The following is a 21473-nucleotide window of genomic DNA, read 5'->3' as shown; positions in this document are numbered from 1 at the left end:
TTTGATTAAAGCTAAATACATGAGGAGTTTTAAAAATATTGGTAGAATTAAACCTTTTATAAAAGACCCTAATAAAAAGCCCTTTCTACAGATAATTAAGGAAATATTGATTCTTACAATTACTAAAAAGGAAATTCCATTTTACTATTTTAAATATATATACCGTAAAAAAGTTAAAAATTATCAAGATTATTTAAGCACTAAAGAATTGGTTGCCATAGGAAGTAAAAAAGAGTTGCACAAACCAGAATACAATACCATAATTGAGGATAAGTTATATTTTTGTTTACTGCTTAAACAAACCAAAATTAATACGCCTAAGTTAGTGTGTTATAATTTTAAGTCCAGTTTTTTTTATAATAACGAAGTAAAACAAATCGCCTCTCCATTAGAGTTAATTCGTTTTTTTGAAAACGTTTTTATTGAATCCAATATCGAAAATCTTTTTTTTAGACCACTTTCGGAATACGGTGGTAAAGGGTGTTTTAAGTTAACGAAGCAAAATTTTAAAAACCAAATTTCAGAAAAATATGAAACGATAATAAACGGTCATTTTGTACATACTGAAGTTATTAAACAGCACGAATCCATCAACAAAATACACCGAAATTCGGTATGCACTTTAAGGTTAATTTCATTTGTAACGCCTAGCAAAACGGTTGAGCTAATTGGTGCTTTTATAAGGTTTGGAGTAGGACATAGCGTTGTAGACAATGCATCTTCTGGCGGTTTTATTGTAGGTATAAATATGGATAACGGCACCCTAAAAAACACGGGACATTATTTACCAGAGTTCGGTGCTGCAGAAATAGAAAAACACCCCGACAGCGGTTTTGTTTTTGATGGATTTAAAATTCCCTTTTTTAAGGAGGCTTGCAACGAGGTTGTTAAAGCGGTTAAAATTATTCCAGATAGATTTATAGGGTGGGATATAGCCATTTCAGAAGATGGACCAACCATAATTGAAGCTAATTCAGGGCCACATTTGCCATTAAGTGATATTGCCTCTGGCGGAATATTAAAAAACCCTCATATTAAGGGATTGGTTGAAGCGCTGAAAAGTATGAAATAATGTTTAAAGCAGTATTTAACAAATCCTATTTTAGCCTGAGTGCCTTACTCGATTAACTGCCTGCCCAACGCTGCTAAAAACGGAAAACCAACCGTATCGTATTCGTAATTATTATCGTTAAAAATCTGATTTTTATTAACGTGAATGGTGGCGGTTATTAGGAATTCTTGTTTTGTTTTTTCATTTATAATATACGCGCAATCGGTTAGGTAACCATAAGCATTACCTACTTTATTGTATATTTTTATGTGTTTGGGCAATGGTTTTTTGGAATCGCCAAACACCAAAAACTTGACATAGCTCTCGTAATAATCGTCGGTAGTGTAACCCGCTTCGTGAGGCAAGATTTTCATGGTGTTAATTAAAAACGACCTGTCGATTGGTGTTAAATGAAATTGTTGGTTGTGTGGATATAATTCAGGAAACATGAGCCGTTTCATAATTTGGTGTAAGGCCGTTACCGGTAAATAGTTTTTTAATGAAAAATCCATAGGTTGATTAACTAAACTATCATTAACCATATAGCCTTTACCTTTAGTGATTTCATTTAATTTTAAAGGTTTTATGGGTTGGTTGATAACAGCATCGGTTTTAAAAACAACCTGATTTTGAGCGTAAAATATGAGCGGTTTGGTTTTTAAGTCGGTAGAATTATCCACCGATAATCTATGGGAAATTCTACAGTTTATGCCTTTGTCGATAAGTTTATTATTGATGTAATCTTTCCCTAAATACTCAAACAACCTGTTGTAAGCGGCATTATCGCTTACCGCAAATATTTTTTTAATGGCATTGGATATTGTTGTTTTCGTGCTGTCGCCCTCAACATTAAAAAGGGTGTTTCTATCGATAAGCGGATTGTCTTTAACTTTTTCCAAAGCCAATATGGCAATGGGTAATTTTACGGTACTCGCTGGATAAAAATAGGAGTTGTCATCAACTTGAAAGCTATAATCTTTAAAATAAACGGAGTCCTTTTCCCTTATAATTTCGGTAAATAAAATTTGAACTTCGTGATTCTCGATAGCATCCGCAACGGTTTTAATTTTTGGGTTATTGGAAGCCAAAACCGTTTCAATAGGGTCTGCACTATCGTTTTTACAACCTGAAAATAAGATTATAGCGATTAAAAAAAAACATCTCATGGTAGCCAATTGTTTCAATAAATATAACATTATTTTGTTAAAAGGATTGAAACTGCATTGCCGCCAAAACCAACGGCATTCACTAAAATATGTCTAATTTTTTCAGGCGTTTTTTGATTTTTTAAATAAGGAATACCAATAAACTTTTGATGCTGCAGCATTAAAACAGCGAGCTCGATACTTAAAGCACCCGATGCCCCAAAGGTGTGTCCTATTTTCCATTTGTTGCTAGTTACTGTCGGAAGCTTGTTTTTAAAAATAGTTTCAATGGCTTTATGTTCTGAAAGATCGCCTTTTACAGTGCCCGGAGCGTGCATGACGATAATGTCGATATCGTTTGGGTTTAAATCTCCCAAGGCCATTTTCATAGATTTCTGAAAGCATTTGGCATCGGTAGAAATGGAAATGTTGTGCTCTAAAATCTCGGTAGCGTAACCTATGCCCGTAATGTAAGCCAAAGCGTTTTCTGTTTTACCAGCTTCTAAACAAACCATAGATGCGCCTTCGCCTAAAACCATGGTGTTTTGCTTTTTTGAAAGATTTAAGGCTTGACAAGGATATAAGTTAGCACTTCCACTGCTCTCAGGGTGACATTCTTTTTCTAATTTGGCTTTCGAGTAAATCTTTAAGGCCTGCATTTGCGCTATGGTAAACGGTGTTAATGGGGCTTCGCTGCCACCAACCAAAAACTTGTTGCACATGCCGGAATTTATCCAAGCCACACCATTTAACATAGCGTGTAAAGCTGTGGAGCAGGTAATGGAATGACTTAGTTCTGGGCCATTGGTTTGCAAATCGTGTGCCACCCAAGATGAAATGTTTCCCAATGTCGTGGTTGGCGAGCTTAAGGTTTGTGCTTTGTTGTTTTTTAGGAAATCTTTGTGGTAGTCTTCAAAAAGCTGGGTTGCGCCGCGAGACGAACCGATGTTAATACCAAAGTTGTCTGAAGCTTTCCAATGGGCATTTTTTACGGCTTGTCTTGAGGCGTGTATGGCGTATAAAACGGTATTGTCGAGCGATTTATATTTGTTGTCTGAAAGCCGTAAAGTCTCAATATGTTGTTTGGCTTCCTTTGGAATTTGGGCCACTAAAACAGATTCGTTATTCAGCTTTTTCTCGGTAATGAAATGCTGATTGTTTTGATAATTTTTCCAAATGTCACCCAAGCAATTTCCCAATGGGGAAATGGATGCCATGGCGGTAATAGAAACTGGTTTTTGCAAGGCTTTAAGTTTTTGCAAAAGTACGCTATATTATCTCTAAATTCACACCATATATTGAAATTAAAATTTCAAATAAGCAAGATAGCCTACTTGAACTTCACTATAACCATTGGTTTCCCATGTTGAATTATTGGTATAACGATACCTAAAGAAAAATTTATTATCACTATCACTAGATGGTGTAAAAAAAGCTGATAACTCAAATCTGTTTAACCAATTTTTAGATAATATTTGATTTTCTTCAAAATCTTTTCCTGAACTTACTGAGAAGAATTTCTCATTATTAGGAACAATCGTTCTAAAAGGTCTGTATCTTAAATAGCCCCCAAAACGCTCTTCTGGTCTTATCCATAACATAATATCTGGATATAGTCTTATCATGTTAATGGTTTCTTCAAAATCTCTTGTGGTGGAAGTTGCACCATCAGGCAAAGGCTCAATTTTTTTATCTACTACTTTAATTCTACCATAATGCGCTCCTGTATTTAATTCTAAACGTGTTTTTGCCAATGGAAAATCAAAAGAAGCAATATTTAAATCAACTCCAACCGAAATATTTTCATGTTTGACTAAATCAAGATAAGTCGTATAAAAATCTGTAACCTGTTGGTTATTTTCAAACCGATTTGATTTTGCTAACACCAATTCTTTATCCTCTTCACCTATTTTTTGCCAAGACAGATTGAAATTTGCATAATTGACAAACCCGAAATTTGAACTTCTACCTAAACGTAAATTCATTCTTTTAGTCCAAATGGGGATTTTCTTATCTACTTCCATTTGAAGTAAGCCGTTTTCTGTATTTTCTTGAAACCCGTTAAAATCAGTAAAAATATTTACACTTAAAATTTTTGAAGAAGTTTCTTTTTTTAACTCAATTTCGCCTTTCATATTGGGGTCATCTAATGGCAACCTAACCACTTGATCTTTTGGGCTAAAATCTAAACGGTCGTTTTGATGACGCTGAATGTATGAGATTACGTTTGTAACTGGTAAAGAAAATATTTTTTCTTGACCCTCAGACTGGTACAAAGAGTAATTATGTAGGTCAGCAAAATCACTTTTAGAACTAAAGCCAAAAGGAAAATCATTTTGAAACACTAATTGTTTACCAAAAATATCATTTAAAATTTCTTTTACTAAGCCCTCTTTAAAAAATTGTTTTAAGTCCTTATCTACTGTTTCTTTATAGTGAGGTTTTAAAATTTCACCTACAACTTTCATATGCTCTAAAAACCCATCGTTAAAATCCAGTTCTATCTCTTTTGCCTTTATTACCCATAAGGGAAAATGCTTTATAATTTCCTGATTTTTAATTATCAGATTATATTCTTCAATTGCTTTTTTTAAAATTTGACTTTTATGAACATTAGTCTTATCTAATAGTGAGTTGTTATCATTTTTTAAATCATCAATATCTGTACTAATTCTTCCGATAGCAGAATTCACATCGCTTAACTCTTTTCTCCTACTTTTTGTTTTTCTTTCAAATAACCTGTTGTATTCGAATATCTTTTGTCTGTTGAGTTCTTTTATAGAATCATATTGTTTTCTTGCTTTCTCTATCGAGTCAGCATGAGTTGTTTTTTCAGCTATACTTGACCAATTCTGGTAGTATTCCATTTCTTTTTTATGGAGATTGTCTATTTGAATTTGTTGGTTAATTAATTCTCGTTTTATTTTTTCTAACCCATAATTCAAAGTGTCCTTCAAGCTTTTTAACGAAGTAATGGAGTCATTTTTAAAAGATATTAAATTTAAATTAGCATTCAGATTAACCTGATTTAAAGAATCTTGTCTTTTAAGTGATTTTACCTCTTTTTTTAGTTCATAATATTTAGAAATAACACCATCTTTCATCCTAGATAGTTCATATATATTGTAATACTCTTTTAACTTATGTGTAGCATGTTTTTTGAACTCAGACTTTGCCCTGCTCCATAAACCTTTTCGTGAATTTTGATTGAATTCATAAAGTTCTTTTAAAACCCTGGCATTATCATATGTTCTTAGAAATTTCAAAAAGCCATCAGTTTCCTTTTTAATATAATTTTCAATTTCAATAACATAATTGTCCTCAAGAAGAACATAACGTTTTAAATTGTTGGTGTTATTGAGTCTTTGATTAATTATGTCTTTATTTTTATAAAATTCTTTTATTTGTTGAATAAGCTCATCAGATTTTTCTTTTTTCTCTTCATTAAGAATATGATTTCGGATAAACTTCGCTTGTTTTTTGAAATAAAAATCTGTATCTAATCCTTGTATAGTCTTTTTAATTACTATCAAACTATCTAAATTATAATTTAAAACCCCTGCAACAGGCTCATTGTCATATTGAAAGGCCGTTATAACCAAAGCATTAAAAAATTGGTAAATATTCCTGATAATGTAAACGGCTTCTTTTCGAGTTTTAAACGTTTCATTTTCTTCCTTAAGTTTTTTATTTTCTTTTTCGAGTCCCTCTGTGATTGAATCCTTTTTTATTTCCTCCTTGTTTTTTAAGTTGTTTTCAGATTCTCCCTTTTTATCTAAAGGTTTTATCTTTGCTTTTAATCTGCTAAATTCTGGTTTAGAGGTATCCTTTTCAATTATTTTAGATATATTTTCTATTAATTTTTTTCTAAAAATCACTTCGGTAAAAGGAAAAACTTTAAATGTAATATCTTCAACGCCTTCTTCATTTTCTTTTTCCCTCTTCAAAGTTTCATTTTCTGTGTTTTTTAAGGTAAACGTTATACTGTTTACAGCTTCCGCAGAAGCATAAATTAATATAGATTCTGTTTTTCCATCTTCAGTAATCGAAAAATTATAAGGCTGTAGTTGTTTTTGGGCGCTCAAAATAAGTCCGACTAGAAATAATAGTGTGGTTAGTTTTAATTTCATAATATTAGTTTTGGCGGGTTAATGTTATTTTAAGAATGCGTTCTTCGCTATTTTCATTGAACTTAAAATGACCTGTTAATTTGTTTTCGGAAAGCTGGGTATTTGTTAAAGAATCTATGTTGGTTAATTGAGAAAGTATGGTGTTATCTTCTTTTTTAATGTGGCCCGTAATCAAATCGTCGGTATTAAAATTTCCTGTAAAACTTACAATATTGCTTTCTTCTGAGTCTTGTGTGTAAAAGTTAAATTTACCTTGAAAATCTATAAAGCCATTACAAGTAATACTTCTGATAAAAGATGGTTTTTTGTTTTCAATTGGTTTAAGAATATTTAATTCTCCGGTATATATGCCATTAAATTTATGATCATTAAGGCTGTCTTTAAAATTTATAATCGAAGCTATTAAATTATTATCTGAAAAAAGAATATCCGTTGGCAGTAACTGAACTGAGTCTATGCTTTCATTGGCTTTTAGACCTTCTATATGAGCACTTTTTATAAAAGAGAGGTTGTTATAAATTTTATTATCATCTTTAAAAGCGTATATAACATATTCACCAAATATGGTTTTGTTGCTTATGTTTGTTAGGGTTAGATTATTGGAATACGGAAGAATGGATTTGCCGTTTCCAGCTTGTTGTTTAAAACTAAAGTTTAGTTTGCTAGGAATAGTAAAAGAATAGTTTTTGGTAGTTTTTTCTGGATTTGGATAATTATCTTTTTGACAAGAATTGAGATAAATTAAGGCAATTGAAACCCATAAAACTTTTAAAAAGTTACGATTATTCATAATATTGGTTGGTTAATGTTATTGTATTCTAATACTAATATTAGAACATTAAATACCATTAATAAAGTCAGGAAGATGCTGTAAATTTACAAAAAAACTAATAAAAACCCTGTTGTATTGTTAAATTTTAAAACAATTCTCAATAAATTGCAATTATAATTACATGTTTTATAAATCTGTTTTTAGAATTTAAACTAGTTACTTAATTACATCTCATGCCAAACCCCGATGGATTGCTACGGGATTTTAAAAGTTTTACAGCAAAGAAACGCATTGAAGCTATTGAAACTAATCCATAAGAAATTTTCAAGACGACCATGCGGTTTTAAAGATTGATGCTACTGGGTGTTTAGGTTGTGTTTTTTGCTTGCTCTTGTCGCCACTAAGCGGAGCTTGACGGTAACGGTAACGGGGCGTTGCTGCCTGTTTTCGGGTTACAATGGACTTTTATGAAATAAAGCCAAACACCATTTTTAATATTACTTCTTATCTTTGTAGGTACTTAAATGATATTAACTTCAAACATAAGACAACAATTTTTATATGCGGTTTAGATTGCCCTTCTTTCAGCAACTCAAAGCTTATAACGGGAAGACTTTTATACAGGACTTAATTGGCGGGTTAACGGTTGGTGTGATGTTGATTCCACAAGGGATGGCTTATGCATATTTGGCGGAAATACCGCCAGTTTATGGTTTATATGCTTCTATCGTGCCTTTAATTGTGTACATGTTAATGGGCACATCGATTTATGCCGCAATCGGTCCTGCTGCTTTAACCTCGTTACTGGCCTTCTCAGGCCTAAACCATGCGGGGATTACCGATCCTGATGAATTCCTAAACGGTATTATTGTAATTGCGTTATTGTCCGGTTTAATACAGTTTTTAATGGGGGTTTTCCAATTGGGCAAGATTGTGAATTTCATTTCTAAACCTGTTCTTAAAGGGTTTATTTTTGGTGCAGCATTGACCATTTTCTTGAGCCAAATAAAAAGTGCGACAGGCATACAAATTGATGCCCACGGTTCCCTTGAGACTTTGGTAGCGTTAGCCTCCAATGTTTCATCTTTTAATTTTTATACGGTTTTAATTTCTGTGCTCTCCATTGCTTATCTGTTTTACATGAAGCGTTTTAGCAAAAAAATCCCAAATCAATTAATAGTCATGTTGGTTACTTTATTGATTATATATTTCTTTAAAACAGATCATTACGGAGTTTCTATTTTAGGAACAATCCCTGAAGGTTTACCCAACTTTGCTGTTCCTTATTTTGATTGGGAGCTGGTGCAATTACTTCTTCCGGCAAGTGCTACCATTGCTTTAATATCTTTTATTGAAGTTTATGCCATTGGCGTATCGTTGGAGGACAAAAAAGACCAAGGTAAATTGAGCCCAAATCAAGAATTGATCGCGCTCGGGTTATCTAAATTTATAGGGTCGTTCTTTTTGGCATATCCCACCTCATCAAGTTTTTCACGTTCGGCGGTAAACAAACAAGTAGGCACAAAAACGAACGTGTCCACCTTAATTACGGTAAGTTTGGTTGTAATAACACTTTTATTTTTAACGCCGTTTTTTTATTTTTTGCCCAAAGCAGCACTTGCAGCAATTATTATAGTCGCCATTATTGGATTGATGGATTTTAAATACTATAAAGCATTGTGGATGATAGATAGACGTGATTTCTTGATGTTTGCCGTTACCGCTTTGGTAACTTTCCTTATAGGCGTTCAAGAGGGCATAACCGCAGGGGTTGTATTGTCTATAATGTCATTGGTTTATGCGATTTCTTTCCCGCATACGGCTGAAGTTGGTTTGGTAAAGGGTTCTTTAGATACCTTTAGAAACGTAGATCGTTATTTGGAGATTGATGTAGACGACGAGATATTGATTTTCCGCTTTGATGCCGCCTTGACTTTCGTGAATGTTTCGCACTTTATCAAGCGGTTGAAAATTTATGAAGCCCAAAAAAAGAACCTCAAAGTTGTTATTATTGATGCGGCCTCAATTGATTCTATCGATACCACTTCTTTAGAGGCGTTAAAAGGCATTGCGGAAAAATATAAGGATAACAATATACGAATGCTCATTGCTTGCCTAAAAGGGCCTGTACGCGACCAGTTTAAAAAATCGGATATGTTTAATATAATAGGAGAAGAGAATTTCTTCCCGAGCGTATCGGAAGCCTTGAGGAGCATTAAAGGGGAAAAAAGGTTGCTCGACCCTCAAATTACCTTCCAGACAAATCCACCAAGAACAAATAGGGGTAAGTAGGATTGTTGTTTGGGAAACGCTAATATTTTAGCATACTACGCTTTAGCTAAGCTCCGCTTAGTTTTTGCAAGAGTAATTGAAAAGTTAATTCTTGCTAATAAACTTAAAATGAAGTGCTAAACCCGCGTTAGGGATAGCAGTGGAAAGCCCACAGGGAGTCTCGATAGTTATCGGGGCGACCGCGGACTTGTAACGGATAGCCCGACCCTCCCGATAACTATCGGGATTGGGTAACGCCCAAAACTTCTGGATAGTTCTGCTGAGCTTGTCGAAGTGCAATTTCGATAGAAATAATCGAAGTCACAAAAGTTATTAACCCGTTGTGCATTTTGGCAAAATTCTGTCAATTCGAGTGAATTTTACGATTGAAATGAGTAAAATTTGTATCGAGAATAAGAATTTTTGAACCATAAATGGGTTCTCGATACAATTTTTCGTTCCTCAAAATCACTCGAACTGACATTTGAAATTATTTTCATTCAAAATGCATAACGGGTTTATGTAAAACAAAAACGCCTTACTAAATAAATAGCAAGGCGTTTTTAGGTTATTTAATTTGATTACCGTCTTTATCGAAAAAGTGGTATTCTAAGTATGTGTAAGCATCTCTTGGTAAAATCTTAACCCATTTTTTGTGCTCAAAAAACCATTTTGAGCGCACTGATGGAAAACCTTTTGTTAAGAAGGCCGCTATAAAAGGATGTGTGTTTAAAGTCAGCTTTTTATAGTCTTTTTTTAATAGTTTTTCAAGATCGTTATTTATTTTTTGCACCAATCCTATGGGGGCTTCAACCTCAGAGCCATTAATAATCTCGTCCGGATTTTCCTCGCGGGTTTTAATGTTCATTTCTGGTCGTACACGTTGTCTTGTTATTTGTATCAATCCAAATTTACTTGGTGGCAGTATTTTGTGTTTTGCTCTATCGTCCTTCATTTCGTCGCGAAGGTGATTAAAGAGCTTCTGCCTGTTTTCCGCTTTTGTTAAATCGATAAAATCGACTACTATAATGCCGCCCATATCGCGTAAACGCAATTGGCGCGCTATTTCGGTAGCGGCGATTAAATTAACTTCAAGTGCGGTGTCCTCTTGACTATTGGCCTTGTTGGAGCGGTTTCCGCTGTTTACGTCTATAACATGAAGGGCTTCGGTATGTTCTATTACCAAATAGGCCCCTTTTGCCATAGATACGGTTTTGCCAAAGGAGGTTTTTATTTGTCTTTCAATCCCGAGTTTCTCGAAAATTGGAATTTTAGACTGATACAATTTAACTATTGATTCTTTTTTTGGTGCAATTTCCTGCACGTAATCTTTAATTTGATAGTAGAGCTCTTCATCATCTACAAGAATGCTTGTAAAGGTGTCGTTGAATATGTCTCTTAAAATAGACGAGGCTTTATTCATTTCTCCCAAAACTTTACTTGGGTGATGTGCTCTGTGTAGCTTTTTGCACATTGCGTTCCATCGCTGGAGCAAATTTTGCAAATCTTTATCTAGTTCAGCTACTTTTTTGCCTTGTGCTACCGTACGAACAATAATACCAAAACCTTGCGGTGTGATACTTTTAACCAATCGTTTTAATCGGTCTTTTTCTGCTTTGTCCTCTATTTTTTGAGAAATAGAGATGCGACTGGAAAAAGGGACTAAAACAATATATCGACCAGCAATAGAAAGCTCAGAACTAATTCTGGGTCCTTTGGTGGATATGGGTTCTTTTACGATTTGTACTAATAGCGATTGATTTGATTTTAAGACATCGGCAATTTTGCCGTCTTTATCAATATCTTTTTCAAATGGGAAGTTTTTTAAAGAAAAATCTTTTAGTTTACCTGTGCTTACACGTTTTGTGAATTTTAAAAGCGAAGGTAGTTTTGGCCCTAAATCGTGATAGTGCAAAAATGCATCTTTCTCGTAGCCCACATTAACAAATGCGGCATTTAGTCCAGGAACGGCTTTTCGTATTTTGGCTATAAACACATCGCCAACCGAGAAGTCGTTACTATCTTCATCTTTCTGTAATTCAATAAGTTTTCCATCTTTTAATAAGGCAAAATCAACGTCGTTAGAACTAGATCTAATGATCAATTCTTTATCCATTTAGTTAATTTTAATCCATCACTTTAATAAGCGACAGATGGATTATACATTATTTTTAATCTGAAAATTAATATGGTTTTTAATTTACAGATTGAATACCTTAAATTAATCTAGGTGATTTAAGATTAACTTTTTACTAAGGTATTTCACAGGATTTTTAAATCCGTGGAGTTCAAAAAACATCTAAAAAAGACGCTAAAAATTTTTAATGAACTCATTTCAAAGAACTTGTTGTTTTTAAAACCGAAAAAAGTAGCTGATCTAACTACTTTTTTGGTTTATTTTTTCTTTTTGTGACGGTTAGCGCGTCTACGTTTTTTACGTTTGTGCGTCGCTACCTTATGTCTTTTGCGTTTTTTACCACTTGGCATAAATAGTGTCTTTTTAAATTAATAATTCGTTTGAAGCTCTTTTACTTCACTTCTACATTTGTTTTAACGCCTTCTACAAAAACTTTTGCAGGCTTAAATGCAGGAATGTTATGAGCCGGTATTTTAATGGTTGTATTTTTAGAGATATTTCTTCCAGTCTTTTCAGCTCTTGTTTTTACAATAAAGCTTCCAAAACCTCTTAAATAAACATTGTCACCACTTTCCAAAGAGGTTTTTACTTCTTCCATAAATGTTTCAACAGTTGCTTGAACATCACCTTTTTCAATTCCTAATTTCTCAGAAATCTTTGCTACTAAATCAGCCTTCGTCATTTTAATATATTATTTTAAGTTACTATTATAGTTTTTAAGGGATGCAAATATAGGAATTAAATATTCAATATTTCAAACCTAATTCATTAAAATTTAAGATTATAAACGTTTATTTTTGTTTGCTTTATTTAACAAATCAATGATTTTTTCAAAAACACTAAAGCACTGGTACTCAATCAATAAAAGGGCGCTTCCTTGGAGACAAACCCAAGAGCCTTACTTTATTTGGTTGTCCGAAATTATTTTACAACAAACCCAAGTTAAACAGGGTTTGCCCTATTACGAAGCTTTTGTTGCCAAATATCCAACGGTTTTTGACTTGGCCAAAGCCGATGAAAGCGAGGTGCTTAAATTATGGCAAGGGCTCGGGTATTATTCCCGTGCCAGGAATTTGCATGCCACTTCCAAATATATTGTGAGTGCGCTAAACGGAAAGTTTCCCAACAATTATAAAGCATTGCTAAAATTAAAAGGTGTTGGCGATTATACCGCTAGTGCGATTGCTTCTATTTGCTTTAACGAGGCCACGGCCGTGGTTGATGGTAATGTGTATAGGGTGTTATCGCGATATTTTGGAATCGATACACCTACAAATTCATCAAAAGGCATAAAAGAATTTAAGGCTTTGGCTCAAGAATTGATCGATAAAAAAGATCCGGCCGAATTTAACCAAGCCATTATGGAGTTTGGTGCGGTACAGTGTACACCTAAAAATCCTAACTGCCTTGTGTGCCCTTTTAATAAAGCTTGCATGGCGTTTAATAAGAATAGGATAGCTGAATTGCCTGTTAAAATTAAATCCGCGAAAGCGAAAAAAAAGCATTTCAATTTTTTGGTATTCGTATCAAACAACCAGAAAACCTTGTTGGAAAAACGCGAGGGTAAAGGGATTTGGCAAAACCTGTATCAATTTCCCTTAATTGAAACCGATAAAAATTTAAGCTATACCCAATTTAAAACATTGGTAAAAAACCATGCCTTGTTGGAAAATGTACCTTTTGAATTGGTGTTATATAATAAGGACGCCGTGGTGCATAAATTATCGCATCAGCATTTGCACACAAAATTTTGGATTGTACATGTTGAGCATTTAAATGGAAAGGCCATTTCGGTTGATAAAATCCACGATTTCCCCGTGCCTATTATAATTGGGAATTTTATTGAAAAATTTAATTTCTGAAGCTTAATTTTAAACAGTCAGATTTTTTTATTAATTTTAAGTTTATCAAAAGCAAAAGAGTAATTTTGCAGTATTAAATTAAAAAAAGATTATGTCGGGAACATTAAATAAAGTGATGCTTATTGGGCATTTGGGCGATGAAGTAAAAATGCACTATTTTGAAGGTGGCGGGTGTATTGGGCGCTTTCCGTTGGCAACAAACGAAACCTATACCAGCAAGCAAACCAACGAGCGTATTTCCAACACCGAATGGCATAATATTGTGGTGCGTAACAAAGGTGCCGAAATTTGCGAAAAATATTTAAGCAAAGGCGATAAAGTATATATTGAAGGCCGATTGAAAACCAGAAAATGGCAAGACGATAAAGGTGCAGACCGGTACTCGACCGAAATCCATTGTACAGATTTTACGTTTTTAAGCACTAAAAAAGAAAGCGATACCAATGCAGCCAATAAACCTGCAGCGCAAAACACCAATGCTGCTGCAAAACCATCTGAAACAGTAAAACCTGTTGAGGAAGATAATGATGACCTTCCGTTTTAATATCAAAAAGTGGTTTTCGATGTGTGTGCCGAAACCTATGTTTAACTAATACCATGGTAATTGGATCCTGACCCCGCGAGTTTTATAACCTTAGTTTTAACAGTTGATTTTTCAGTTGTTAGTGGTTTTGCATTACTGTTATTGCTATTAATTTGTTCCGGCCTTATTTCGGGTGCCGAAGTGGCATTGTTTTCGCTCACAAGAACAGATATTGACGAAGGTTTGGCGGCCAATTCTAAACGCATTCAAATTATTGCAAAACTTTTAGAGCGCCCTAAAAAGTTGTTGGCAACCATATTGGTATCCAATAATTTTATAAACATAGCCATTGTTATTTTATTCGCTTATTTGGGTGGCAATCTGTTTAATGCAATTGCATCTCCGGTATTAAAGTTTACCATAGAGGTTATTATTGTAACCTTTCTTATTTTATTGTTTGGCGAAATATTACCTAAAATTTACGCCAATAGAAATAAGCTAAAGTTTGCGTCGTTTATGGCGTATCCGTTACGAATTTTAGATGTGTTGCTTACGCCAATTAGCATGCCTATGCGCGGTGTTACGTTGGCCATTCATAAAAAATTGGGCAAGCAAAAATCGAATATAAGTGTCGATCAATTATCACAAGCCTTAGAACTTACCAGTGAAGAGGACACCACCAAAGAAGAGCAAAAAATATTGCAAGGCATTGTTTCGTTTGGCAATACCGATACCAAACAAGTTATGCGACCGCGAATAGATATTTTTGCACTGAATATCGAACAGAAATATGCCGAAATTATGCCCGAAATCATTGCCAATGGCTACTCCAGAATTCCGGTTTACCGAGATAATATTGATACAATTGAAGGTGTTTTGTACGTTAAGGATTTGTTGCCATACATCGACCGAAAACAATTTGATTGGCCCACCTTATTGCGCGAACCATTTTTTGTGCCAGAAAACAAAAAGCTTGATGATTTAATGGCAGAGTTTCAAGAGAAAAAAGTGCATTTGGCGGTTGTGGTTGATGAATACGGAGGTACTTCCGGATTGATTTCCTTAGAGGATATTATTGAAGAAATTGTGGGCGATATTAGCGATGAGTTTGATGATGAGGATTTAATGTATTCAAAACTAGACGACAATAATTATGTATTTGAAGGTAAAACCGCTTTAAAGGATTTTTATAAAGTGGTTAAAGTTGAAGATGAAACTACTTTTGAGGACAATAAAGGTGAAGCCGAAACCATTGCCGGTTTTGTTCTGGAAATATCTAAAAGTTTCCCGAAGTTAAACAGTAAAATAAATTTCGAAAATTACGTTTTCACTATAGAAGCTTTAGATAATAAACGTATAAAGCGCATAAAATTAACCAAAACTTAATGAAAAAGAATTTTTATGTTTTGCTATTAATAATGGTCTGTTTGTCTTGTGGAGAAACTACAACGCCAAAACCAAAGGCAGAACTAAGGTTAGACTACCCGGAGGCGAAATATGTTGAAGCCAATTTACTAGCGCCATTTACTTTCGAGAAAAACTTACTAGCTTCAAAAACAGTTTTAAAAGAGCTTAAAGCACCAACAAAAAGCTATGGTATAAATCTGGAATATACAGCGTTAAAAGGCACCATCTTTTTAACTTATAAGGCTATTGAAAAGGACGAAAAAAACCTGATAAACTTTTTAAGAGATGCTCAAAAATTCACTTTGGAACACACTAAAAAAGCAGACGAAATTCCAGCATATCCTTTTGAAGATGATAACAGAAAGGTTTATGGTTTGCTATCTGAAGTAAAGGGAAATGTAGCATCGCCAGTACAGTTTTATGTAACCGATAGCGTTAATCATTTTTTAACGGGCTCGTTATATTTTAACGCCAAACCCAATTACGATTCCATTCTTCCGGCAGCAAATTATTTGCAAAAAGACATCAAGCACATTATGGAAACTGTGCAGTGGAAAGAATAAAAAAAGACCTGTCAGGTTTCAAAAACCTGACAGGTCTAGTGTGTGTCATATTATTATGCCTAAGCCTTTTCAGCGCAACATGCCTTTTTACAATCGGCAGCGCATGCTTTTTTTTCAGCATCGGTTTTGTTGGCGCAACAGGCTTTGGTACAGTCTGCAGCACATGCTTTTTTAGCTGAAAACCCTTCAACCGTTTTCATATCGCTAACCTTATAAATATCGGCAACTTTAGTTACGGTTTCTTCCAAAGAGGTTGGTGTTACTTTTTCGTCGTTATATTCAACCATCGCTAATTTTCTATCAAAATCTACTTTGGCCGATTTTACACCTTCCATTTTAGCAATTTTTTTCTCGATGGTTTTTGCGCATCCAATCTCGCAGGTCATACCGTCAATAGTAAATTCCGCTTTAGCGTAAGTCGCATTTGGGTCGAGCGTTTTAGTAGTTTCCGATGCTATTTCAACCGTTTTAACCTCAGCTTTAGTCTCGTTTTTACAGCTAAAAGCAAAAAGTGTCATTACAGTAATAGCTATAAAAGTCTTAAATGTTTTCATTTGGGTGTGATTTAAATTAAATTATCAAATTAAAGGCATTTAAAGGGCTTCGTTCAGAAACACTAAATCCCCATTGTATCTACAAAACTACTAAATTTAAGGCGGTTAATGTACAAAAAAGTGAATTTTATCATTCTCGGGAAATAGCTAAAATTAAATGTGTTTTTATAAAATGCAGCCTCTTTTTTAGGTTTGATATCAATGTTAAAAACCATTTATGAAGGATAAAAAAGCATCAATCAAATTAACTCCAGTACATTTTTTTCTTTTTCTAAGTTTTAATGCCATTTGGTCTTCCGTTGAGCTTGTTTATTGTAAAATAGTTTGTATTAAATTATTATTAATCATTTTTTTTTACGAAATTTAGAGAAATCTATCTTCAAACCACTAAATAATAGTGCCTGTTTAAATCTAAAAATATATAGATATAAAATCATGAAAACACTATCACTTCCCATTCGTTTTGGCCTCGTTACAAGTGCGGTGCTTATTGCTTATTTTTTAATTTTGGCCTTGTTTGGCAAGCATACAAATCCAGTTTTTAGTTTCTTTAACGCGGTAATAACCGTTTTTGGTATTTACGAAGCTGTTCGATTGCAAAAACTTAAAGATACCGACTCGTTTTCTTATGGCGAAGGCTTTAAAACCGGAATCATTACAGGATTTGTGGCTACCTTTTTTTTCACGGCATTCTTCTTGTTTTATACTACCGAAATTAATCCTGGTTTTTTATCGGAATTACTAGAAAACATTGATGGTGTTTTTAATATTGATATTGGCATGGTTACTTTTATAGTGGCAATTATGGGCGTTGCTACAACCGTGATTTCAACACTTACCGTAATGCAATTATTTAAAAACAGCGGAAATATTCTTCAAAAGAAATAAAACGTTTGCAGTTTAATTATTTAGCCTTATATTTGCACTCATTTTTTGAACAAATTAATTAATAAAAATTCGCTATGTACGCAATTGTAGAGATAGCAGGGCATCAATTTAAAGTTGAAAAAGACCAAAAAGTTTTTGTTAACCGTTTGCAAACCGAAGAAGGTAAGAAAGTAGATTTCGATAACGTTCTTTTAATTGGAGATGGCGACAAAGTAACTGTAGGCGCCCCAGCTATAGACGGAGCACAGGTTAGTGCAAAAGTCTTAAAGCACCTTAAAGGTGATAAAGTAATCGTTTTCAAAAAGAAAAGACGTAAGGGTTACCGTGTAAAAAACGGACACCGTCAATCTTTAACAGAAATTGTAATCGAAAGCATTGCTGCTTCGGGAGCTAAAAAAGCAACACCAGCAAAAGCTGAAAAAGCTGCTCCAAAAAAGGAAGCTAAAAAAGTAGAACCAAAAGCTAAAGCACCAAAGGCCGAAGCAAAACCAGCTGGTAAAAAAGCAACAGGAAAAGCTGACGATTTAAAGAAAATCGAAGGTGCAGGGCCTAAAGCGGCGGAAGCTTTAGTAAACGCAGGTTTAGATACTTTTGCTAAGGTGGCAAAAGCAAAACCAGAAGATTTAAGTAATATTCTTTCAGAAGCAAGTTCAAGATTAGCTCACATTGTGACTGATACTTGGCCAAAGCAAGCTAAATTAGCTGCAGATGGAAAATGGGACGAGCTTAAAGAATTACAAGACAGATTAGAAGGCGGTATTGAAAAATAGTTTTTCATATACCTAATATTAACAATATAAAAACTTAAGACAATGGCTCATAAAAAAGGAGTAGGTAGTTCTAAGAATGGTAGAGAATCAGAATCGAAACGCTTAGGTGTTAAGATTTTTGGAGGACAAGCTGCTATTGCTGGAAACATTATCATAAGACAACGCGGTAACACACATCACCCAGGTGAAAACGTATACCAAGGAAAAGACCATACTTTACACGCTCAAGTTGATGGTGTTGTAAGATTTACAAAGAAAAAAGACAACAAGTCTTACGTTTCTATTGAGCCTTTTGAGGCTTAGAAATAATTTCTTTTAGATATTTAAAACCTTTCTGGAAACAGAAAGGTTTTTTTATGCCTGCAACATATCCCGCACAATTTTTAAATGATGATTGGTGTGCATTTGCAAAAAGCGTAACGTTTGCTGTTTAGATAATTTACCGAAAATAAAATGTTTGAAATAGGCGTTTTCTGGTAAAGTTTTTAAAGCTTCAATATGGGTTTTTGCAGTTTGTAGTTGGGCTTTTAAATCTTCATCTAAAATAATATTTGGCGGCCTTACTATTTTTGGGGCTTTAACTTTTCCTCTTGGAATATAGCCTATGGGGAATAAAACCATACGCCAAAAACTAAACTTTCGTTCGTAATCTTTTGGGTTCGAATTTATAGTCCATTCGCAAACGGCGTTAAATACCTGTAAACTGTGATCGAGCTGCCAACCAATATCAGAGTTGGTAACCTTAGGGTTGGTTTTATCCTTAAAAGGTATATTTTGCTCTATTTCAGATAATAAAGCATATAATACCTTAATTTTTTTATTCGGCATGGATTTAATTTATTTCTAAAAGATATTGATTAAATTCTTAACTTAGGCTAATACATATTATTTTACTTAAAATTATTGATTATGCTACCGTTTAGATCAGAAATTAGAAACTCTCCAAGCCGGCAAACCATTAAGATTTTTTTGAGTGACGAATCCTCAGGTGCTAAAATAAAAAGACATTTAGAGCATTTTAATGAGATTGAAATGATTGAAATAAGGGAGAGCATTGGGCAAAACCGCGTCAACGAAAACATTACGGTTTTTTTAAAAGATGATGTAGATATTAATAAAATGAAACAATCTATAGACTCTAGTTTGTGGTGGTATTTTGAGGAGGATGTGGTGGATTGATTTTTTTGCTTTTCACAATATTTCGCCAGAATGAATATAAACCATCACATCATTAATGCATTTGTCGAGCTCATTTTTTATGTCGTGGTCCCAAAACCTAAAAACGGAATAGCCTAAATTTTTCAATTTTAAATTCACTTCTTTATCACGTTGCATATTGCGTTCTATTTTAGGAATCCAAAAACCGCGATTGGATTTAAGTTGCGCTTTTCTTTCCTGCCAATTGTACCCGTGCCAAAATGCGCCATCAATAAAAACAGCTAGTTTGTATTTTTTGATGGACACATCGGGTTTGCCAAAGATTTTTTTGGAGTTTACACGATACCTTACGCCTTTTGCCCACAACGCTTTTCTGAATTGCAGTTCCGGTTTGGTGTTTTTGCCTCCAATACGGCTCATTATTTTAGAGCGTTTTTTGGTGGTGTAGAAACCGGATTCCTCATTGAATCTGGGGACTTTTATTTTTTCTTCGTTATAGCCCATGTGCAAATAAATATAACGAAAAAAGGGAAGTGTAGCAAGCCATGACAGATTGTGCGATAGCGATTGAAACGGCATCCTTTGTGCGAAGCCTAAGAAATTGTAATTTTATTTTAAAATAAAAGCCGTGATATGTCGAGATCCCGAAACAAGTTCGGGACTGCTTCGCAGAAAGATATAGTGGAAAGCGCGGTTTATTTTGGTTTTTTTGCCAAAATAAAATTGCCCAAATAAAAAAATCCCAAACATTTCTGCTCGGGATTAAATTTATAAATTCAAACAAAGAGATTGCCACGTCGCAAGCTCCTCGCAATGACGTTTAATTAGTATCTGTAATGCTCTGGCTTATAAGGGCCATCAACCGTTACACCTATATATTCGGCTTGGTACGGTTTTAACTCGGTGAGCTCCACACCTATTTTTGCCAAGTGTAGTTTTGCTACTTTTTCATCGAGGTGTTTTGGTAACATATACACATCGTTTTGGTATGCGTCGGCATTGTTCCAAAGTTCGATTTGCGCTAAGGTTTGGTTAGTAAACGAGTTACTCATTACAAAACTCGGGTGGCCTGTGGCGCATCCTAAATTTACCAAACGTCCTTCGGCAAGTATGATAATATCTTTTCCGTCAATGGTATATTTATCAACCTGTGGTTTAATGGTGTTTTTGGTATCTCCGTAGTTATCGTTTAACCAAGCCATTTGTATTTCGTTATCGAAATGCCCAATGTTACACACGATGGTTTTGTCTTTCATCGCTTTAAAATGCTCAGCGCGAACAATATCTTTATTTCCTGTGGTGGTAATTACAATATCAGAATTAGCAACAACAGTTTCTAATTTCTTCACTTCAAAACCATCCATGGCCGCTTGTAATGCACAAATGGGGTCTATTTCGGTAACGGTTACAATAGAACCAGCGCCTTTAAAAGAAGCAGCAGTTCCTTTACCAACATCGCCATAACCACAAACGGTTACGCGTTTTCCGGCTAGCATAATATCGGTGGCACGACGAATCGCATCAACTGCAGATTCTTTACAGCCGTATTTATTATCGAATTTAGATTTGGTAACCGAATCGTTTACGTTTATAGCTGGCATAGGTAAGGTGCCGTTTTTTACGCGTTCATAAAGTCTGTGAACGCCTGTTGTGGTTTCTTCAGATAAACCTTTTATGCCCGCAGCCAATTCTGGGTATTTGTCTAAAACCATATTGGTTAAATCGCCACCATCATCCAAAATCATGTTTAACGGTTTGCGGTCTTCACCAAAAAATAAGGTTTGCTCGATACACCAGTCAAATTCTTCTTCGGTCATATCTTTCCATGCGTAAACTGCGGTTCCGGCAGCAGCAATGGCAGCAGCAGCTTGGTCTTGTGTTGAGAAAATATTACAAGAACTCCAAGTTACCTCGGCACCTAAAGCCTGTAAAGTTTCAATTAAAACCGCCGTTTGAATGGTCATGTGTAAACAACCGGCAATACGCGCACCTTTAAGCGGTTGCGAATTTCCGTATTCTTCACGAAGGCTCATTAACCCAGGCATTTCGGCTTCTGCTAATTCTATTTCTTTGCGTCCCCAATCGGCAAGCGATATATCTTTCACTTTATTGGCAACATAAGGAATCGTTTTTGTGCTCATAGTATTTTTTCTTTGCTTTTTTAATGAATAGCCCTTGGGATTTAGCACTTATTTTGGTTAAATTCGCTTAACAAAAATGCCAAATCTGCTTTAGGCAGTGC

General features: G+C 34.5%; 20 protein-coding genes. 10 read left to right on the top strand and 10 right to left on the bottom strand.

Annotation, left to right across the window (positions count from 1 at the left end):
• Nucleotides 1-19: 19 nt before the first annotated feature.
• Entirely contained in the window at nt 20-1072 is a 1053-nt protein-coding gene (locus tag RNZ46_RS06375; RefSeq protein ID WP_316984547.1) for a sugar-transfer associated ATP-grasp domain-containing protein, read from the top strand.
• 44 nt (nt 1073-1116) lie between these two features.
• Here RNZ46_RS06375 and RNZ46_RS06370 read toward each other — a convergent pair whose 3' ends face one another.
• Genes RNZ46_RS06370 through RNZ46_RS06355 form a run of 4 tightly spaced genes read right to left on the bottom strand, consistent with a single transcriptional unit; the run spans nt 1117 to nt 7116 of the window.
• A complete protein-coding gene (locus tag RNZ46_RS06370; RefSeq protein WP_316984546.1) occupies nt 1117-2217 on the bottom strand; it encodes a serine hydrolase in 1101 nt (366 codons plus the stop codon).
• Between the two features lie 29 nt (nt 2218-2246).
• A complete protein-coding gene (locus RNZ46_RS06365) occupies nt 2247-3440 on the bottom strand; it encodes a beta-ketoacyl synthase N-terminal-like domain-containing protein (protein WP_316984545.1) in 1194 nt (397 codons plus the stop codon).
• A gap of 60 nt (nt 3441-3500) precedes the next feature.
• A complete protein-coding gene (locus tag RNZ46_RS06360; RefSeq protein ID WP_316984544.1) occupies nt 3501-6326 on the bottom strand; it encodes a synaptonemal complex protein 1 in 2826 nt (941 codons plus the stop codon).
• 4 nt (nt 6327-6330) lie between these two features.
• Entirely contained in the window at nt 6331-7116 is a 786-nt protein-coding gene (locus tag RNZ46_RS06355) for a hypothetical protein (RefSeq protein ID WP_316984543.1), read from the bottom strand.
• A 543-nt stretch (nt 7117-7659) separates the two neighbouring features.
• Here RNZ46_RS06355 and RNZ46_RS06350 point away from each other — a divergent pair.
• Nucleotides 7660-9390: a SulP family inorganic anion transporter gene (locus tag RNZ46_RS06350; RefSeq protein WP_316984542.1), complete on the top strand. Its 1731-nt coding sequence runs from the start codon at nt 7660-7662 to the stop codon at nt 9388-9390.
• 547 nt (nt 9391-9937) lie between these two features.
• Here RNZ46_RS06350 and RNZ46_RS06345 read toward each other — a convergent pair.
• Together RNZ46_RS06345 and RNZ46_RS06340 are read right to left on the bottom strand one after the other, a co-directional pair.
• Nucleotides 9938-11485 carry an Rne/Rng family ribonuclease gene (locus RNZ46_RS06345; protein ID WP_316984541.1) on the bottom strand — a complete coding sequence of 516 codons (1548 nt, stop codon included), beginning with the start codon at nt 11483-11485 and terminating at the stop codon, nt 9938-9940.
• Between the two features lie 412 nt (nt 11486-11897).
• Nucleotides 11898-12188 carry an HU family DNA-binding protein gene (locus RNZ46_RS06340; RefSeq protein ID WP_109681930.1) on the bottom strand — a complete coding sequence of 97 codons (291 nt, stop codon included), beginning with the start codon at nt 12186-12188 and terminating at the stop codon, nt 11898-11900.
• 139 nt (nt 12189-12327) lie between these two features.
• On the opposite strand from RNZ46_RS06340, the gene mutY reads away from it, so the two are divergent.
• From mutY to gldD, 4 genes are all read left to right on the top strand, one after another.
• Nucleotides 12328-13368, top strand: coding sequence for an A/G-specific adenine glycosylase (mutY, locus tag RNZ46_RS06335; RefSeq protein ID WP_316984540.1), 1041 nt, complete (start codon nt 12328-12330; stop codon nt 13366-13368).
• 91 nt (nt 13369-13459) lie between these two features.
• The gene (locus RNZ46_RS06330) at nt 13460-13912 is read left to right on the top strand and encodes a single-stranded DNA-binding protein (RefSeq protein WP_316984539.1); all 453 of its coding nucleotides are present in this window, start codon (nt 13460-13462) and stop codon (nt 13910-13912) included.
• 60 nt (nt 13913-13972) lie between these two features.
• Complete coding sequence (locus tag RNZ46_RS06325; protein WP_316984538.1) at nt 13973-15277, top strand: gliding motility-associated protein GldE; 1305 nt, start codon at nt 13973-13975, stop codon at nt 15275-15277.
• On the top strand, nt 15277-15861 hold the full coding sequence (gene gldD / locus RNZ46_RS06320) for a gliding motility lipoprotein GldD (protein WP_316984537.1): 585 nt from the start codon (nt 15277-15279) through the stop codon (nt 15859-15861). The genes RNZ46_RS06325 and gldD overlap by 1 nt, the downstream gene beginning before the upstream one ends.
• 59 nt (nt 15862-15920) lie before the next feature.
• Here gldD and RNZ46_RS06315 read toward each other — a convergent pair whose 3' ends face one another.
• Nucleotides 15921-16415, bottom strand: coding sequence for a heavy-metal-associated domain-containing protein (locus tag RNZ46_RS06315; protein WP_316984536.1), 495 nt, complete (start codon nt 16413-16415; stop codon nt 15921-15923).
• A gap of 435 nt (nt 16416-16850) precedes the next feature.
• Here RNZ46_RS06315 and RNZ46_RS06310 point away from each other — a divergent pair, with 435 nt between their 5' ends.
• The 3 genes from RNZ46_RS06310 (at nt 16851) to rpmA (ending at nt 18376) form a co-directional block, all read left to right on the top strand.
• Nucleotides 16851-17303 carry a DUF4199 domain-containing protein gene (locus tag RNZ46_RS06310; protein WP_316984535.1) on the top strand — a complete coding sequence of 151 codons (453 nt, stop codon included), beginning with the start codon at nt 16851-16853 and terminating at the stop codon, nt 17301-17303.
• 74 nt (nt 17304-17377) lie between these two features.
• Nucleotides 17378-18073: a 50S ribosomal protein L21 gene (gene rplU / locus RNZ46_RS06305; RefSeq protein ID WP_316984534.1), complete on the top strand. Its 696-nt coding sequence runs from the start codon at nt 17378-17380 to the stop codon at nt 18071-18073.
• 42 nt (nt 18074-18115) lie between these two features.
• Nucleotides 18116-18376, top strand: a complete 261-nt coding sequence (gene rpmA, locus RNZ46_RS06300; RefSeq protein ID WP_316984533.1) for a 50S ribosomal protein L27 — start codon at nt 18116-18118, stop codon at nt 18374-18376.
• Nucleotides 18377-18427: 51 nt separating this feature from the next.
• Here the strand turns inward: rpmA and RNZ46_RS06295 are convergent, their stop codons facing one another.
• Nucleotides 18428-18901, bottom strand: a complete 474-nt coding sequence (locus RNZ46_RS06295; protein WP_316984532.1) for a DUF1569 domain-containing protein — start codon at nt 18899-18901, stop codon at nt 18428-18430.
• 81 nt (nt 18902-18982) lie between these two features.
• Between RNZ46_RS06295 and RNZ46_RS06290 the strand changes: the two genes are divergently transcribed.
• The gene (locus RNZ46_RS06290) at nt 18983-19252 is read left to right on the top strand and encodes a hypothetical protein (protein ID WP_316984531.1); all 270 of its coding nucleotides are present in this window, start codon (nt 18983-18985) and stop codon (nt 19250-19252) included.
• A 12-nt stretch (nt 19253-19264) separates the two neighbouring features.
• Here RNZ46_RS06290 and RNZ46_RS06285 read toward each other — a convergent pair whose 3' ends face one another.
• The gene (locus tag RNZ46_RS06285; protein ID WP_316984530.1) at nt 19265-19735 is read right to left on the bottom strand and encodes a very short patch repair endonuclease; all 471 of its coding nucleotides are present in this window, start codon (nt 19733-19735) and stop codon (nt 19265-19267) included.
• A gap of 320 nt (nt 19736-20055) precedes the next feature.
• Entirely contained in the window at nt 20056-21372 is a 1317-nt protein-coding gene (ahcY, locus tag RNZ46_RS06280; RefSeq protein WP_316984529.1) for an adenosylhomocysteinase, read from the bottom strand.
• Nucleotides 21373-21473 lie beyond the last annotated feature (101 nt).

The sequence above is a fragment of the Hwangdonia lutea genome, from assembly GCF_032814565.1.
GTDB classification, from domain to species: domain Bacteria; phylum Bacteroidota; class Bacteroidia; order Flavobacteriales; family Flavobacteriaceae; genus Hwangdonia; species Hwangdonia lutea.
Note: the sequence above shows the minus strand (reverse complement) of the source record. Positions and strands in the feature narration are given on the sequence as shown.

Excerpts from the sequence above, each read along its gene's own strand:
- gldD (WP_316984537.1), top strand. The coding sequence starts at position 15,277 with ATGAAAAAGAATTTTTATGTTTTGCTATTAATAATGGTCTGTTTGTCT.
- RNZ46_RS06285 (WP_316984530.1), bottom strand. The coding sequence starts at position 19,735 with ATGGGCTATAACGAAGAAAAAATAAAAGTCCCCAGATTCAATGAGGAA.
- RNZ46_RS06310 (WP_316984535.1), top strand. The coding sequence starts at position 16,851 with ATGAAAACACTATCACTTCCCATTCGTTTTGGCCTCGTTACAAGTGCG.
- RNZ46_RS06315 (WP_316984536.1), bottom strand. The coding sequence starts at position 16,415 with ATGAAAACATTTAAGACTTTTATAGCTATTACTGTAATGACACTTTTT.
- RNZ46_RS06295 (WP_316984532.1), bottom strand. The coding sequence starts at position 18,901 with ATGCCGAATAAAAAAATTAAGGTATTATATGCTTTATTATCTGAAATA.
- RNZ46_RS06330 (WP_316984539.1), top strand. The coding sequence starts at position 13,460 with ATGTCGGGAACATTAAATAAAGTGATGCTTATTGGGCATTTGGGCGAT.
- ahcY (WP_316984529.1), bottom strand. The coding sequence starts at position 21,372 with ATGAGCACAAAAACGATTCCTTATGTTGCCAATAAAGTGAAAGATATA.
- RNZ46_RS06350 (WP_316984542.1), top strand. The coding sequence starts at position 7,660 with ATGCGGTTTAGATTGCCCTTCTTTCAGCAACTCAAAGCTTATAACGGG.
- mutY (WP_316984540.1), top strand. The coding sequence starts at position 12,328 with ATGATTTTTTCAAAAACACTAAAGCACTGGTACTCAATCAATAAAAGG.
- RNZ46_RS06345 (WP_316984541.1), bottom strand. The coding sequence starts at position 11,485 with ATGGATAAAGAATTGATCATTAGATCTAGTTCTAACGACGTTGATTTT.
- RNZ46_RS06340 (WP_109681930.1), bottom strand. The coding sequence starts at position 12,188 with ATGACGAAGGCTGATTTAGTAGCAAAGATTTCTGAGAAATTAGGAATT.
- RNZ46_RS06290 (WP_316984531.1), top strand. The coding sequence starts at position 18,983 with ATGCTACCGTTTAGATCAGAAATTAGAAACTCTCCAAGCCGGCAAACC.
- RNZ46_RS06370 (WP_316984546.1), bottom strand. The coding sequence starts at position 2,217 with ATGAGATGTTTTTTTTTAATCGCTATAATCTTATTTTCAGGTTGTAAA.
- RNZ46_RS06375 (WP_316984547.1), top strand. The coding sequence starts at position 20 with ATGAGGAGTTTTAAAAATATTGGTAGAATTAAACCTTTTATAAAAGAC.
- RNZ46_RS06355 (WP_316984543.1), bottom strand. The coding sequence starts at position 7,116 with ATGAATAATCGTAACTTTTTAAAAGTTTTATGGGTTTCAATTGCCTTA.
- rpmA (WP_316984533.1), top strand. The coding sequence starts at position 18,116 with ATGGCTCATAAAAAAGGAGTAGGTAGTTCTAAGAATGGTAGAGAATCA.
- RNZ46_RS06360 (WP_316984544.1), bottom strand. The coding sequence starts at position 6,326 with ATGAAATTAAAACTAACCACACTATTATTTCTAGTCGGACTTATTTTG.
- rplU (WP_316984534.1), top strand. The coding sequence starts at position 17,378 with ATGTACGCAATTGTAGAGATAGCAGGGCATCAATTTAAAGTTGAAAAA.